Source organism: Streptomyces sp. NBC_01788, from assembly GCF_035917575.1.
Classification (GTDB): Bacteria; Actinomycetota; Actinomycetes; order Streptomycetales; family Streptomycetaceae; genus Streptomyces.
In genome coordinates this window covers 7,802,226-7,816,773 of the sequence record NZ_CP109090.1, presented here as the reverse complement: position 1 = coordinate 7,816,773, position 14,548 = coordinate 7,802,226, and the positions used below count along the sequence as shown (strand labels likewise).

Genomic DNA, 14,548 nt, shown 5'->3' with positions numbered 1-14,548 from the left:
TCAGCGGCGGCTGCACACGATCGAGGGGCGGTCCGGGAAAGAGAACACGGGCTGGCAACCAGCCCACTACACTCACCCAAACCGCCCCTGAACAGGGAAAACGTCAAAGTGCTGCTGGAGTACTAAGCCGACGTCGGGTTCGCTCTGGGGGCTCCGAAAGGGGCCCGGATCGGCGTCGATGTCGTTTTCTCGCCGGTGGATGCGCGGCGGGCGTGTTTGACTCCGGGCATGACCTCCACGCAGCCGGCCAAGGCCCGGCTCTTCCGTTCCCTGCACACGTCCGCCGCGCCCCTCGCGCTCGCCAATGCCTGGGACGTGGCGAGCGCCCGGGTCGTCGAGTCCGCGGGGGCCTCCGCGATCGCCACCACGAGTGCGGGCGTAGCCTGGTCGTTGGGGTCGCCGGACGGTGACACGCTCGGCCGCGATCAGGCGCTGGGGTTGATCTCCCGCGTCGCCGCCGCAGTCGCGGTTCCGGTCACCGCCGACATCGAGGGCGGCTACGGGCAGGACGCGGCCGAGGTCGCCGAGACCGTCACGGGGGTGCTCGCGGCGGGTGCCGTCGGCGTCAACATCGAGGACGGCACCCGAGCCCCGGCGGAGCTGGCGACGCGGCTGGCCGCCGCCCGGCGGGCCGCTGAGCGCGCGGGCGCTGAGTTGTTCCTCAACGCCCGTGTCGACACGTACCTGTTGGGACTCGGGGACCCGGACACCCGGCTCGAGGAGACCCTGGCCCGGGCACGCCGGTACGTGGATGCCGGCGCGGACGGCGTCTTCGTTCCCGGTGTCACCGACAAGACCACGATCGCGGCGCTGACCGAGGGCATCTCCGTACCGCTGAACGTCATGGCAGGCCCCGGCGCCCCGAGCGTCGCCGAGCTGGGCGCCCTGGGCGTGGCCCGCGTCAGCCTCGGCCCGGGTGTGGCGCAGGCCGCATACGCCGCCGCCCGCCGTGCCGCGCGGGAGCTCTTCGACACCGGCGGCTACGAATCCCTGTCCGGCGGCCTCACCTTTCCGGAACTCAACACGCTTCTCTCCGAGCCCAGTTGACTCGGGCTTCGGGCCACTGACCGGTCGAGGTCACGCGGAAGTGCTCCCCCGGGCAGTGTGCCAGGGGGAGCACTTCGCTGTGCGCCTGCCGGTGAAGGGTGAGAAGACGATCACGAGCAGGACATTCGCGGGACTACGTCGTCACGGCGCGAGCAACAGGCTGTCACCGCGCTCCTTGGCGGCGGCGTAGCGCCTGGCCACGTCCTGCCAGTTGACGACCTGCCACATCGCCTCGATGAAGTCCACCTTCTGGTTCTTGTACTGGAGGTAGAAGGCGTGCTCCCAGGCGTCGAAGACGAGGATCGGGGTGGAGCCCTGGCCGACGTTGCCCTGGTGGTCGTAGACCTGCTCCACGACCAGGCGGCCGCTCAGCGGCTCGTACGCCAGCACGCCCCAGCCCGAACCCTGGGTCGTGGCCGCGGCCTTGGACAGCTGCGCCTTGAATCCCGCGAAGGAGCCGAACGATTCGGCGATGGCCTCGGCCAGTTCCCCGACGCCGTCCTTCTCCAGCGGCTCGCCGCCCCCGTCGCCGGTCATGTTCTGCCAGTAGATGCTGTGCAGGATGTGCCCGGAGAGGTGGAAGGCCAGGTTCTTCTCCAGGCCGTTGATCGAGCCCCACGACTCCTTGTCCCGCGCCTCGGCCAGCTGCTCCAGCGTGTCGTTGGCGCCCTTGACGTAGGCCGCGTGGTGCTTGTCGTGGTGCAGCTCGATGATCTCGGGGCTGATGACCGGGGCGAGCGCCGCGTAGTCGTACGGGAGCTCCGGGAGCGTGTAGACCGGCATGTCCAACATCATCCTTCGACTTATTGCGCATGAGTTGCAAGTGCATGCTAGCAGCAACAAGGGTGACCCGCCGAGCTATCGGGCGCTGTGCTCGGCGGCCCGTTCCGCCGGCGCCGTGCCGGTCATGCCCGCTTCCCACTTCTCCTCGATGCGGCCGAGCCTCCACAGCACCGCGGCAACGGCCCAGGTGGCGACGAACAGGCCGACGACGACATAGCCGACGATGTTCAGGTCGAGGCCGGACACCCAGCCCCAGAAGCGGCCATGCAGGCCCGCCTTGCCGGCGATCGGGCCGAGGAGTTCCACGGTGCCGATGATGAGCGCGACGGCGACGGACAGTCCCGTCATGGTGAGGTTGTAGTAGACCTTGCGGACCGGCCTGGAGAAGGCCCAGCCGTAGGCGAAGTTCATGAACGAGCCGTCGATCGTGTCCAGCAGCGACATGCCGGCCGCGAAGAGCACCGGCAGGCAGAGGATGGCGTACCAGGGCAGTCCGGAGGCGGCGCCCGAACCGGCGAGCACCAGCAGCGCGATCTCCGTCGCGGTGTCGAAGCCGAGGCCGAAGAGCAGACCCAGCGGATACATCTGCCACGGCTTGGTGACGGCCTTCGTCAGGGGTCCGAGCAGCCGGTTCATCAGGCCTCGGTTGGCGAGCCGCTCCTCCAGGGCCGCCTCGTCGAAGTGGCCGGCCCGCATCCGCCGGAAGACCTTCCAGATGCCCACCATGATGAGCAGGTTGATGATCGCGATGACGTAGAGGAACGTTCCGGAGACGGTCGTGCCGATCCAGCCGGTGATGTCGTGCAGTTCGGAGTCGTCGTCGCGGACGGGACCGGCCAGCGCTCTCACGCCCAGGGAGAGCAGGAGTGCCAGGGTGAAGACGATCGTGGAGTGTCCGAGGGAGAACCAGAAGCCGACCGACAAGGGGCGCCTGCCCTCCCCCATCATCTTGCGGGTGGTGTTGTCGATCGCGGCGATGTGGTCGGCGTCGAAGGCGTGCCGCATGCCGAGCGTGTAGGCGGTGACTCCCATGCCCGTACCGAAGGCCTGGGTGCCCACGCTGTAGTGCCGCGGTGCGACGATCGCGACCAGTGCGAACCAGCCGATGACGTGCAGCGCGAGGATGAAGGCGGCCATCCCGCCGGCACCGGCCCACTCCCTCCGCGTCATCGACGTGCGGACGCGGTGCCAGGTGAGGCCCCGTGCGGCAGCGGTCGCGGCGGGGCTCGTGGGAGCGGTGCCGGGTGCGGTGGGCATGGAGATGCGGGCCTTAGTCGTCGCTGAGCGGCTGTCTTCAGCCGCACCTCCAGGTTTCTGCACATAGGTTGCAACTACAAGGATGAGGCAGCAAAGGGGCGGTCAATTCGGCTGCCCCCGTGGAACCCCTCCCGGCCAGGCCGAGCGCACGCCCCAGCCCCCATGGCATCCCCCTCGAATACTCACAAATCGACCTATATTGACTTCATGACGCACGGCCCGCGACAGCACCGCCCGCGGGCCGCCGGACGACATCCCCTCCCCCAGGAGCAGCGCATGAGCACCGCCGCCGCACACCGCACCCACGACGACCACACCCACAGCCACGGCGAGGGCTGCGGTCACGTCGCCGTCCCGCACGGCGACCACGTCGACTACGCGCACGACGGACACCTCCACAAGCTCCACGACGGCCATGTCGACGAGTGCGTGACCACCGGCCACACCACCCACGCCCACCACGACCACCAGCACGGCGAGGGCTGCGGACATGTGGCCGTGCCCCACGAGGACCACGTCGACTACGCGCACGACGGACACCGCCACGCCACCCACGAGGGGCACTGGGACGACCACTGACGCAGACGGAAGCCCCCGAGCGACCCGAGGCCGGCACCCCCGAAGGTGCCGGCCTCGGCCCTTCCCTCAAATAGTAATGAGATTCGTTTTCATGTAGCCTCCTGGTGCTCACCGAAGGTGACCCGAACCAGGAGGACCCCATGGCCGTTCCCAAGCGCAAGATGTCCCGCAGCAACACCCGCCACCGCCGCGCCCAGTGGAAGGCGGCCACACCCGCCCTCGTCCCGGTCACCGTCGACGGCGTCGCGTACCTCGTGCCCCAGCGGCTCGTGAAGGCCTACGAGCGCGGCCTGCTGCGCCCCGAGGGCTGACCGCCGATGCCTTCCGACCGACTCCCCGTCACGGTCCTGTCCGGATTCCTCGGCGCGGGCAAGACGACCCTCCTCAACCACGTCCTCGCCAACCGTGAGGGGCTGCGCGTCGCCGTCATCGTCAACGACATGAGCGAGGTCAACATCGACGCCGCCCTGGTGCGCGGCGGTGAGGCGGCCCTCTCACGCACCGAGGAACGCCTGGTCGAGATGACCAACGGCTGCATCTGCTGCACGCTGCGCGACGACCTGCTCGAAGAGGTGGACCGGCTGGCCCGCGAGGGCCGCTTCGACTACCTGCTCATCGAGTCCTCGGGCATTTCGGAACCCCTGCCCGTGGCGGCCACGTTCGCGTTCGCCCGCGACGACGGCGCCACCCTGGCCGAGACGGCCCGGCTCGACACCATGGTCACGGTCGTCGACGCCGCCGGCTTCCTGCCCGAGCTGACCGGCGGCGACGAACTCGTCGAGCGCGGTCTCGACCAGTACGAGGACGACGAGCGCACGGTCAGCGACCTGCTGATGGACCAGGTCGAGTTCGCGGACGTCATCGTGCTGAACAAGCTCGACCTCGTCGAAGAGGAGTCGGCCGGACGGCTGCGGGCCGCGCTCACCCGCCTCAACCCGCTCGCGCGCGTCGTCCCGGCCATCCACGGCCGGGTGCGGGCCGGCGACGTACTGGGCACCCGGCTGTTCGACCTGGAACGCGCCCAGCAGGCCCCCGGCTGGGTGAGGGAGCTGAACGGCGACCACGTTCCGGAGACGGAGGAGTACGGGATCTCCTCGACCGTCTTCCGCGCCGGGCGGCCGTTCCACCCCGGCCGGCTGTGGACGTTCGTGACCGGGAAGCTGGACAGCGGCGCGTTCGGCGAGGTGCTGCGCTCCAAGGGGTTCTTCACCCTGGCCGGCCGCCGGCAGGTGACGGGGCTGTGGTCACAGGCCGGGTCCGTCGCACGTTTCGAACCCTCCGGCGCCCGTGACGCCGGCAGTCCCGAAGACCAGGAGCTGGTCTTCATCGGCACGCACCTGCGCGCGGAAGCACTGCACGCGGCACTGACCGACTGCCTCATGGCCGACGGCGAAAGCCTGCCGCCCGTCGACCCGTTCCCCGCCTGGGACACCTACGGCATCGACGACGCCTGCGAGCACGAGCATGCCGACCCCGGGGCACAGCCGGCGCGCGTCTGAGGGACGCCGGTCCCCTGTCCTCAGTGCAAGTGGTGCAGGTCCTCGAACTCGCTCCAGGCCCGGGACAGGGTGTCGATCACCTCTGGGGCGGCGCCGCGGCTCTCCAGGTACTCGCGGTAGGTCTCGATCGTGGCCGTCACGGGCCATTGGGGGTCGTTCGCGACGGAACGGGCGAGGGATCCCAGGCGGTTCAGCTCGTCGGTGTGACTCGTGAGCCACCGCGTGAAGTCGTCTGTGTCGTTCATGGCATGTCTTCTCGCAGAAGGAACGCCTGGTCCTGACCTGGCCGTCCTCCCCCTCGGGCAGCCCTTCCTACAGGCTCCCACGGGCGCGCGGCAAGTCAAACCGGTCGCCGCGCGGTCCGGACCTGGGCGGCCGAGACGCGGTGGCGGGTGCCGAGTACCGGCCATACGGTGAACAGGTGCCCGCCCGTGACCGTCAGGAAGGGGCGTGCTCCGTGTACGCAGACTCCCGGACCCCGGAGCCCCAGCCGGTGCTGTCCCCGCTGACAGGTGCGGCGATCTTCCTGGTCCTGACCATCGACCGGGGCGGCGAGCCTGTCGTACGGGACACGTTGACCGAACTGAACGGGCTGCAGAAGGCGGTCGGGTTCCGGGCGACGCCGGAGGGGAAGCTGAGCGTGGTCGTGGGCGTCGGCTCGGAGGCCTGGGACCGGCTGTTCGCGGGCCCGCGTCCGGCGGAGCTGCATCGGTTCCGCGAGCTGGCCGGGGCGCGGCACCGGGCGGTCTCCACCCCCGGCGACCTGCTGTTCCACATCCGCGCGGCCCGCCCGGACCTCTGCTTCGCGCTGGCCTCCGAGATCATGGAACGGATTCGCGGCGTCGTCGCCGTGCGGGACGAGGTGCATGGATTCAAGTACTTGGACGTGCGGGACCTGCTCGGTTTCGTGGACGGCACGGAGAACCCGACGGGCCGGGCGGCGCACACGGCGGTCCTGATCGGCGACGAGGACCCGGAGTTCGCCGGGGGCAGCTATGTGGCCGTGCAGAAGTACGTGCACGATCTGGAGGCGTGGAACGCGCTGCCGGTGGAGGCGCAGGAGATGGTGATCGGCCGCCGGAAGCTGTCCGACATCGAACTGGACGACGCGGTCAAGCCCGCCGACTCGCACGTGGCGATGACCACGATCGAGGACCCGGACGGGACGAAGCACGAGATCCTGCGTGACAACATGCCCTTCGGGACCGTGGGGCAGGGCGAGTTCGGCACGTACTTCATCGGCTACGCCCGTACTCCGGCCGTGATCGAGCGGATGCTGGAGCGCATGTTCCTGGGCGCACCGCCCGCCACCCACGACCGGATCCTGGACTTCTCCACCGCGGTGACCGGGTCGTTGTTCGCCGTGCCCACCAGTGACTTCCTCGACGAGCTCCCCGACGCGCCGGCCGAGCGTGCGAGCGAGGAGGGCGGCGGAGGCGCCGACGGGACCGAGCCCGTGCCGGCGGTGGTCCGGACGCCGGCCGCGGACGGCTCGCTGGGGATCGGCGATCTGAGGATGTGACAGGAGGCGAGCATCCGCGATGGACAATCTGCACCGCGAACTGGCACCCATCTCCGCCGCCGCGTGGGCCGATCTGGAGGAGGAGGCCCGGCGTACGTTCAAACGGCACGTCGCGGCCCGCCGCGTCGTCGACGTGCCCGAGCCGGGCGGCCCGGAGTCGGCCGGTGTGGGGACCGGGCACCTGCGGACCGTGGCGGCTCCGGCCGAAGGGGTCGAGGCGCGCGTACGCCGGTTCCAGCCGCTGGTCGAGCTGCGGGTGCCGTTCACCGTGGACCGGCAGCAGGTCGACGACGTCGCACGCGGGGCCAAGGACGCGGACTGGCAGCCGGTCAAGGACGCCGCGCGGCAGATCGCCTTCGCCGAGGACCGTGCCGTGTTCGAGGGCTACCCGTCCGCGGACATCGCCGGTCTGCGGGAGAGTTCGTCCAACTCCGCCGTGACCCTGCCGGCCGAGACACGCCAGTTCCCGGACGTCGTCAGCAAGGCCCTGACCGAGTTGCGGCTCGCGGGGGTCGGCGGCCCGTACGCACTGGCGCTGAGCGCCGCGGCGTACACCGCGGTCAGCGAGACCTCCGACTACGGCTACCCGATCATCGAACACATCGGCCGGGTGCTGGACGGCGACATCGTCTGGGCGCCCGCCATAGACGGGGCGTTCCTGCTGTCGACGCGGGGCGGGGACTTCGAACTGCGTCTCGGCCAGGACCTGTCCATCGGTTACCTGTCGCACGACGACACCAGCATCCGTCTGTACTTCCAGGAGACGCTGACCTTCCTCGTACACACCGGCGAAGCCGTCGTACCCGCACGGGAGTCGACGTCCTCGTCCGGCTGATCCACGGCGGCCGCGGCGGGGGCGGACATGAAGGCCACCATACGGGGGATTCCCGACGAAACCGCCCGGCAGGGGACGGGACATCATGACGACTACGACCACACCGCCCACGACCGCGTCGTCGACGGCGACCATCGGTGACTTCCTCCTGCGGCGCCTGCGGGAGGCGGGCATCGGGCACCTCTTCGGTGTCGCGGGTGACTACAACCTCGAGTTCCTCCTTCAGATGGAGGAGCGCCACGACTTCATGTGGGTCGGCAACTGCAACGAGTTGAACGCCTCCTACGCCGCCGACGGTTACGCGCGGATGAACGGGATCTCCGGGCTCGTCGTGACCCACGGGGTCGGGGCGTGGAGCGCCATCAACGGTGTCGCGGGCGCCTACAGCGAGCACGTTCCCGTCGTCTGCGTCTGCGGATCGGTTCCGCTGAAGGCGCTCGACCGCGAACTCCGGATGCACCACACCTCCGGGGAGCCCGAGTACGACGACGTGCTGCGCGGCTACACGCAGGTCACCGCGGCACAGGCCCGGCTGACACCGCAGAACGCCGTGGCGGAGATCGACCGGCTCATCCTGACCGCCTGGCGGCGCAAGCTTCCGGTCTACATGGAACTGCCCTCCGACATCGCGCACCTGGACGTCGAGGTTCCGTCGGAGCCGCTGGTGCTCGCGATGCCGAGGAGCGACCCGGAGCGGCTGGCGGCGTGTGCCGGCGCGATCGTCACGCGCCTCAGCAATGCCCGTTCGCCGGCGATTCTGCTCGACCTCGACGCGGACCGCTTCCAGGTGACGGGTGAGCTTTTGGAGTTGGCCGCCAAGCTGAAGGCCCCGATCGCGGCCATGAACACCTGCAAGGGGATCGTCGACGAGAACAGCCCGTATTTCCTCGGTCTGTACGCGGGTTCGGGCAGCAAGCCCGAGATCCGCGAGGCGGTGGAGCACAGCGACGGGCTGCTGGCGATCGGGGTGCGGCGGGTGGACACCACCTGCGGCGGCTTCAGCGACGGGCTCCCGCCGGGCCGGATCGACGCCCGCGGGGACGGTGTGGACATCGGCCCGGAGAACTACCAGGGCGTCCATCTGAAGGAACTGCTCCGCCGGGTCGCGGACAGCGTCCAGGGCAGGGAATCCGGATACTCACGTCCGGCGCGTACACCGCGAGAGCCCGGAGGGGTGGCGGGGTCCGATCCGCTGACCCAGGCGGCGTACTGGAGCGTCGTCCAGGACTTCGTCCGCGAGGGCGACGTACTCATCGCCGAGGACGGCACCTCCGAGGCCGGCTGCTGGGGCCTGGACCTGCCGCCGCGGTGCCCCATCGTCACGCAGGCCGTCTGGGGTTCGATCGGTTACAGCGTGGGGGCGGTCCTGGGCACGCTCCTGGCCGCGCCGGAACGCCGCCACCTGCTGTTCGTGGGCGACGGATCCTTCCAGCTCACGGCGCAGGAGGTGTCCACCATGCTCAGGCACAGCCTGAAGCCGGTCATCTTCCTGATCAACAACGGCGGTTACACCATCGAGCGGACCATCTGCGGCAGGGACGGGCGCTTCAACGACGTCGCCAACTGGGCGTACGCCGACCTCCCGAGGGTCCTCCATCCCGGGACGAACGCCCGGACGGCCGTCGTGCGGACCCCGGCCGAACTGAGGGACGCGCTCGCGGCACCGCACGACAGCATGATCTTCATCGAGGCGATCATGGACAAGTACGACGCGCCGCCGACCGCCGTCGCCTCCGGACACCGCATGGCGGACATCGACTACGGCCCGCGCGGCCCCCAGCACCGCCCGGGAGTCCAGATCTGACCCCGCTTCATCGGCGGTGGGCGGTGACGGCGATGGCGGGAAGGACGGCGAGGGCGAGGACACCCGCGGTCAGGGCGAGGACGGGATAGCCGGCGAGGTCCACGACGATGCCGGAGGCCAGTCCCCCGGTGGCGCCCGCGATGGCGATGGAGACGTCCACCATGCCCTGGGTCTTGGCGCGGGTGGCCAGGGGCACCGTGTCGGTGATGATCGCGGTGCCCGAGACGAGTCCGAAGTTCCAGCCCAGGCCGAGCAGCGCCAGGGCGAGTGCCAGCAGGGCGACGGAGTCGCCGGGGGCGAGGGCCGCGACCAGGCCCGCGACCAGGAGGGTGACCCCGGAGGCGGCGGCGACCGCGACCCGGCCGTAGCGGTCGACGAGGCGGCCGGTCAGCGGCGAGGGCAGGTACATCGCGCCGACGTGGATGGCGATGACCAGGCCGGAGGCGGCGGTGCCGTGGCCGTGGTCGTGCAGGTGGACCGGCGTCATGGTCATCACCGCGACCATGACGAGCTGGGTGAGGACCATGACCAGGGCTCCGAGCACCACACCGCCGCGCGGCCTCTCCGGCGCCCCTTCGACGGCCGGGCCGGCCTGCGCGGGCTGCGCGGCGGGGCTCTGCTCGGCTTCGGCGAGGCTGCGGGCCAGCAGGAGGGGGTCGGGGCGCAGCCGGAGCGCGAGGACGCAGGCGGCCGCCGCGTACGCGGCCCCGGAGAGAAGGAAGGGGCCGGCCAGGCGGGGGATGCCGAGGAAGGTGGCGAGGTCGCCGGTGGGGGCGGCCAGGTTGGGGCCGGCGACGCCGCCGAGGGTGGTGGCGACCAGGACGGTGGACACGGCGCGGGCGCGGTGCGTGGGGGCGGCGAGGTCGGCGCCGGCGTAGCGGGCCTGGAGGTTGGTGGCGGTGCCGGCACCGTAGACGAACAGTGCGGTGAACAAGAGGACGGGGCTGCCGAGGGCCGCGGCGGCGAGGACGCCGGCGCTGCCGACCGCGCCGGTGAGGTATCCGGCGGCCAGGCCCGGACGGCGGCCCCGGGCCTGGGACAGCCGGCCGACGGCTATCGCGGCGAACGCGCTGCCCGCGGTGAACAGGGCGCTGGGCAGTCCGGCCAGACCCGCGGTGCCGAGCATGTCCTGGGCCAGCAGCGCCCCGACGGTGATGCCCGCCGCGAGCCCGGCCCCGCTGAGGATCTGGGAGGCGACGAGGACTCTCAGGATGCGGCGCTGCACGTCGGGACCGGCGGCGAGGGCGGACGAAGCCGCGGTGCTCGTCACGGGATGGGGCTCCTTCCGGGCGTCCTACGAGAACTGCGAGCACACTACTCCATACATCCATGGATTAACGCAGGTGCGCCCCGTCGTCGTCCGCCGCGCCATGATCTGCCGCGTCACCGTCCTCACCGCACCAGTTCGTCGGCGAGGAGGTCCATCAGGAGGCCGTCGTGCCAGGTGCCGTCGGCGCCGCGCTCGTACCGCCGCATGACACCGACCGGCCGGAAGCCCACCTTGGTGTAGCAGCGGATCGCGGCGGCGTTGTCGGCTGCCGGGTCGATGACCAGGCGGTGGTGGCCGTGGGCGTCGACGAGATGGCGGGCCAGGGTCCGTACGGCGTCGGCGCCAAGGCCTCTGCCGTGCACCGCGGGATCGAGGAAGATGTCGATCCCGGCGTGCCGGTAGTCCGGCTCCTCCTCGGCGTGCCACTGGATCATGCCGACGGGCCGCTGCCGGTGGTGGATGGTCAGGCACCGGATGCCGGAGTCCTCCAGATGGGCGGCGATGTCCGCCGCGAGGTCGTCCCCGCCCCTCCAGCGTGCGCGTACTTCCGGTGTGGCCCGGATCTCGGCCAGGGCGGGGATGTCCTCGCGGACCGTGGGGCGGAGGAGGACGAACGCGCCGCGCAACTCGGTCATGACCGGGAACTTTACGGGAGTCGGCGGTGCACGGCGTGTTCTTGTTTCCACGGCGGCCCAAGGCCGGGATTCAGGCGGAAAGCCGGGTTCGCGGGCGCGAGTTCGCCCGTGATCGAGATGCGGGCTGCGGGGGGCGGTGCCAAGAATCGAACTGAGAGGCAGTGACGCCGACTACAGAAAGGCTGTCGATCATGCGAAGCAGGATGATGCGCGCTCTGACCGCCAGCGTCGCCGCGGGCATGCTCGCCAGTGGAGCAGCCGTGGCATCTGCAGGAACCGCCCTCGCGGCACCGGCGAACACCAAGGTGACCAGCAGTCACCACGCGGCCGTGCCGGACCCCACCAAGATGCCGCACAAGAAGTGCCCGAAGGGTGAGCACCTCAAGAAGGTCAACGGCAAGTGGGGCTGCCACAAGAAGTAACCGCCTCAGGAAACGCACCTCCGCCCTGCCGGCCAACTGCCGGCAGGGCGGAGGATGTTGCGGCCCCCTGAGGGGAGTGGGCGTCAGGCGGAAACCGGGGCCGCCTGCGTCGGGTCGTCGTAGAGGCTCTCCACGCGGTCGGCCGGGGAGCCCGAGGCGCTGTCGTACTTCGCGTGGTCCAGGATCTTCTCACGGGCGGAGACGAGCACCGGGACGAGCGCCTGACCGGCGACGTTGGTCGCCGTGCGCATCATGTCCAGGATCGGGTCGATGGCGAGCAGCAGACCCACACCCTCCATCGGCAGGCCGAGGGTGGACAGCGTGAGCGTCAGCATGACGGTGGCGCCCGTCAGACCGGCGGTGGCCGCCGAACCGAAGACCGAGACGAAGGCGATGAGCAGGTACTCCTTGACGCCGAGCTGCACATCGAAGATCTGCGCCACGAAAATCGCGGAGATGGCCGGGTAGATGGCCGCGCAGCCGTCCATCTTGGTCGTCGCGCCGAACGGCACGGCGAAGGAGGCGTAGTCCTTCGGGACGCCGAGGCGGATCGCCGACTGCTGGGTGACCGGCATGGTGCCGACCGAGGAGCGGGAGACGAACGCCAGCTGGATGGCGGGCCAGGCGCCCTTGAAGAACTGGATCGGGTTCAGCTTCCCGACGACGGCGAGCAGCAGCGGGTAGACACCGAACAGGACCAGGGCGCAGCCGATGTAGATGTCGGCGGTGAAGGTCGCGTAGTTGCCGAGCAGGTCCCAGCCGTACTGCACGATGGCGCGGCCGATCAGGCCCGCGGAGCCGATCGGGGCGAGCAGGATCACCCACCACAGGGCCTTCTGGAGCAGCTCCAGGATGGACTCGGAGAGCGCGAGAACCGGCTGGGCCTTCTCGCCGATCTTGAGGATCGCGATACCGGCGACGACCGCCATGAAGACGATCTGAAGCACGTTCAGTTCGGTGAACGGCGTCATGACGTCGGTCGGGATGATGCCGGTGAGGAAGTCGAGCCAGCCGCCGGCGTGGTCCGGCCTGCCGCCGTCGGCCGGGGTGAGGGCGGAGCCGGAGCCCGGGTTGGAGACCAGCCCGATGACGAGGCCGATGACGACCGCGATCAACGAGGTGATCATGAACCAGAGGAGGGTCCGGCCGGCCAGGCGGGCCGCGTTGTTGACCTTCCGCAGGTTGGTGATCGACACCAGGATCGCGAAGAAGACCAGCGGTGCCACGGCCAGCTTCAGGAGCTGAACGAAGATGCCGCCCACCTTGTCGAGGGTGGTGGCGAGCCAGGACACGTCGAAGGTACGGGCGACGAAGCCGAGGATCAGGCCGACGGCGAGGCCGATCAGGACTTGGGCCCAGAAGGGGACGGGTATCCGGAAGCCGGAGTTCGCGGGCTTCGGATCGGCGGTGTTCGCGGACACGGACACACTCCAGTAGGGACGCGCGGAAAGGTGATTTCGAGCGGGGGGTTACAGGAGCGGCGCCCAGAAGACGGGGCAACGGCGCCGCCGCATCGATGAGTTCGCGGTCAGGCGCGACAAGCCGCGGACACGCAGCGGCAGAGATCGACATGCAGGCGAGCCACGAGCGGTACGCCCATGACGGCGCGGCAGGCGCCGTAAGGGGCGTCTGCGCGGTACGCGGCTGCTGTCTTCACGGCGAAACGTTAACACTTCTGCTTTGAGAACCTCAAAGGTCCCCTTTGGATCGAGGGGGCCCTTTTCCCGCCTTCCGGGGACCCCCTCCCCCCAAAGGGTCCCCTTGTCCGTTTTGGGGGCTTTTTTCGGCCCCGAGAGAGCCCGATGATGTGACGCCACGCATAGGAGCCAGATCACGTCCTAATGCCGGTCGTAGCGAGCGGACGGCCATAGGCAGCGAGGAATGCCCCAAGATGGAGCATTTCGGGCATTTACTACGCAGTCGGGTAGTACGTCACATGATTGCGCGCCGACCGGCCGGCGGCTAACCATTGCTGTCGTTGCTCCGAGCCACGAGACGGACGACCCGGCGAACTCCGCCGGCTCCGCCCGCTCAGGTCTGTGCAGCACGGGGCACCGCCCCAGCGTCACCGCAAACGATTGCGGTCGGCGCCTGACGACACACCCCACTGGAGAGTTACTTCCGTATGGCCACGACCACTCGCACCGCCCGCTTCGCCCGTCTGCGCACCCTCACCCTCACCGGCATCGCCACGACCGGCGCCGCTGCCGCCGCCCTGACCCTGATGCCGTCGCCCGCACAGGCTGCCGAAGCGACCCAGGTGCACCCCGCCTCCGTGGTCGCGGCCCACTCCACCGACAGCCGCACCGCCTACACCGGCAAGTCCGGCTACAGCAACAACCTCGACGGCTGGATCCGGCAGTCCCTGGCCATCATGAAGGCCAAGGGCATCCCCGGCAGCTACGAGGGCCTGCACCGCAACATCATGCGTGAGTCCGGGGGCAACCCCAACGCCCAGAACAACTGGGACATCAACGCCCGCAAGGGCACCCCGTCCAAGGGTCTCCTCCAGGTCATCTCCCCGACGTTCAACGCCTACCACGTCGCCGGCACGGCCCACAGCCTCACCGACCCGGTGGCCAACATCACCGCCGCGGCCAACTACGCGGCCCACCGCTACGGTTCCATCGACCGGGTCAACTCCGCGTACTGATCCCGCCCACGCGGTACCGATCCAGCGCACGCACACACGCACGCGCACCACGGGCCGGTGCCGGCAGCGACAACCGCTGCCGGCACCGGCCCGTTCCGCCGTTGGGGTCGCCCGCACCCTGCGTAATCATCGAAGGGGCGGACAAATGCCCAATAAAGTACCGTGTGATGGTCGTGGCGGGCACGGCTCGCCACGAGGAAACAGCCGCGAGACAGGCGGCTGTGGGGGAGGCCCCCGCACCC

Annotated in this window: 15 protein-coding genes; 9 read left to right on the top strand and 6 right to left on the bottom strand. The window is 70.0% G+C overall.

The window, feature by feature from the left end; genetic code table 11:
• The first annotated feature begins 228 nt into the window (after window positions 1–228).
• Window positions 229–1,047: an isocitrate lyase/PEP mutase family protein gene (locus OIE49_RS34805; protein ID WP_326805780.1), complete on the top strand. Its 819-nt coding sequence runs from the start codon at window positions 229–231 to the stop codon at window positions 1,045–1,047.
• A gap of 141 nt (window positions 1,048–1,188) precedes the next feature.
• Here the strand turns inward: OIE49_RS34805 and OIE49_RS34800 are convergent, their stop codons facing one another.
• Window positions 1,189–1,830 (bottom strand): superoxide dismutase, encoded by a 642-nt coding sequence (locus OIE49_RS34800; RefSeq protein ID WP_326805779.1) that lies wholly within the window; start codon window positions 1,828–1,830, stop codon window positions 1,189–1,191.
• 75 nt (window positions 1,831–1,905) lie between these two features.
• Complete coding sequence (locus OIE49_RS34795; RefSeq protein WP_326805778.1) at window positions 1,906–3,087, bottom strand: HoxN/HupN/NixA family nickel/cobalt transporter; 1,182 nt, start codon at window positions 3,085–3,087, stop codon at window positions 1,906–1,908.
• Between the two features lie 276 nt (window positions 3,088–3,363).
• Here OIE49_RS34795 and OIE49_RS34790 point away from each other — a divergent pair, with 276 nt between their 5' ends.
• The 3 genes from OIE49_RS34790 to OIE49_RS34780 all read left to right on the top strand — a co-directional run bounded on the left by OIE49_RS34790 (window position 3,364) and on the right by OIE49_RS34780 (window position 5,165).
• Window positions 3,364–3,666, top strand: coding sequence for a hypothetical protein (locus OIE49_RS34790; protein WP_326805777.1), 303 nt, complete (start codon window positions 3,364–3,366; stop codon window positions 3,664–3,666).
• A 140-nt stretch (window positions 3,667–3,806) separates the two neighbouring features.
• The gene (rpmF, locus tag OIE49_RS34785; protein WP_326805776.1) at window positions 3,807–3,977 is read left to right on the top strand and encodes a 50S ribosomal protein L32; all 171 of its coding nucleotides are present in this window, start codon (window positions 3,807–3,809) and stop codon (window positions 3,975–3,977) included.
• Between the two features lie 6 nt (window positions 3,978–3,983).
• A complete protein-coding gene (locus OIE49_RS34780; protein WP_326805775.1) occupies window positions 3,984–5,165 on the top strand; it encodes a GTP-binding protein in 1,182 nt (393 codons plus the stop codon).
• Between the two features lie 20 nt (window positions 5,166–5,185).
• Here the strand turns inward: OIE49_RS34780 and OIE49_RS34775 are convergent, their stop codons facing one another.
• The gene (locus tag OIE49_RS34775) at window positions 5,186–5,410 is read right to left on the bottom strand and encodes a YozE family protein (RefSeq protein ID WP_326805774.1); all 225 of its coding nucleotides are present in this window, start codon (window positions 5,408–5,410) and stop codon (window positions 5,186–5,188) included.
• A gap of 212 nt (window positions 5,411–5,622) precedes the next feature.
• Here OIE49_RS34775 and OIE49_RS34770 point away from each other — a divergent pair, with 212 nt between their 5' ends.
• From OIE49_RS34770 to OIE49_RS34760, 3 genes are all read left to right on the top strand, one after another.
• Window positions 5,623–6,687, top strand: a complete 1,065-nt coding sequence (locus tag OIE49_RS34770) for a Dyp-type peroxidase (RefSeq protein WP_326805773.1) — start codon at window positions 5,623–5,625, stop codon at window positions 6,685–6,687.
• A 19-nt stretch (window positions 6,688–6,706) separates the two neighbouring features.
• Window positions 6,707–7,522, top strand: coding sequence for a family 1 encapsulin nanocompartment shell protein (locus OIE49_RS34765; protein ID WP_326805772.1), 816 nt, complete (start codon window positions 6,707–6,709; stop codon window positions 7,520–7,522).
• Window positions 7,523–7,607: 85 nt separating this feature from the next.
• A complete protein-coding gene (locus tag OIE49_RS34760) occupies window positions 7,608–9,326 on the top strand; it encodes an alpha-keto acid decarboxylase family protein (RefSeq protein ID WP_326805771.1) in 1,719 nt (572 codons plus the stop codon).
• Between the two features lie 7 nt (window positions 9,327–9,333).
• Here OIE49_RS34760 and OIE49_RS34755 read toward each other — a convergent pair whose 3' ends face one another.
• On the bottom strand, window positions 9,334–10,596 hold the full coding sequence (locus tag OIE49_RS34755) for an MFS transporter (protein ID WP_326805770.1): 1,263 nt from the start codon (window positions 10,594–10,596) through the stop codon (window positions 9,334–9,336).
• A 122-nt stretch (window positions 10,597–10,718) separates the two neighbouring features.
• Complete coding sequence (locus OIE49_RS34750) at window positions 10,719–11,231, bottom strand: GNAT family N-acetyltransferase (protein ID WP_326805769.1); 513 nt, start codon at window positions 11,229–11,231, stop codon at window positions 10,719–10,721.
• Window positions 11,232–11,422: 191 nt separating this feature from the next.
• On the opposite strand from OIE49_RS34750, the gene OIE49_RS34745 reads away from it, so the two are divergent.
• Complete coding sequence (locus tag OIE49_RS34745; protein ID WP_159025012.1) at window positions 11,423–11,653, top strand: hypothetical protein; 231 nt, start codon at window positions 11,423–11,425, stop codon at window positions 11,651–11,653.
• Between the two features lie 83 nt (window positions 11,654–11,736).
• Here the strand turns inward: OIE49_RS34745 and OIE49_RS34740 are convergent, their stop codons facing one another.
• Window positions 11,737–13,074 carry a dicarboxylate/amino acid:cation symporter gene (locus OIE49_RS34740; protein WP_326805768.1) on the bottom strand — a complete coding sequence of 446 codons (1,338 nt, stop codon included), beginning with the start codon at window positions 13,072–13,074 and terminating at the stop codon, window positions 11,737–11,739.
• Between the two features lie 704 nt (window positions 13,075–13,778).
• On the opposite strand from OIE49_RS34740, the gene OIE49_RS34735 reads away from it, so the two are divergent.
• A complete protein-coding gene (locus OIE49_RS34735; RefSeq protein WP_326805767.1) occupies window positions 13,779–14,306 on the top strand; it encodes a transglycosylase SLT domain-containing protein in 528 nt (175 codons plus the stop codon).
• The last annotated feature ends 242 nt before the right edge of the window (window positions 14,307–14,548 follow it).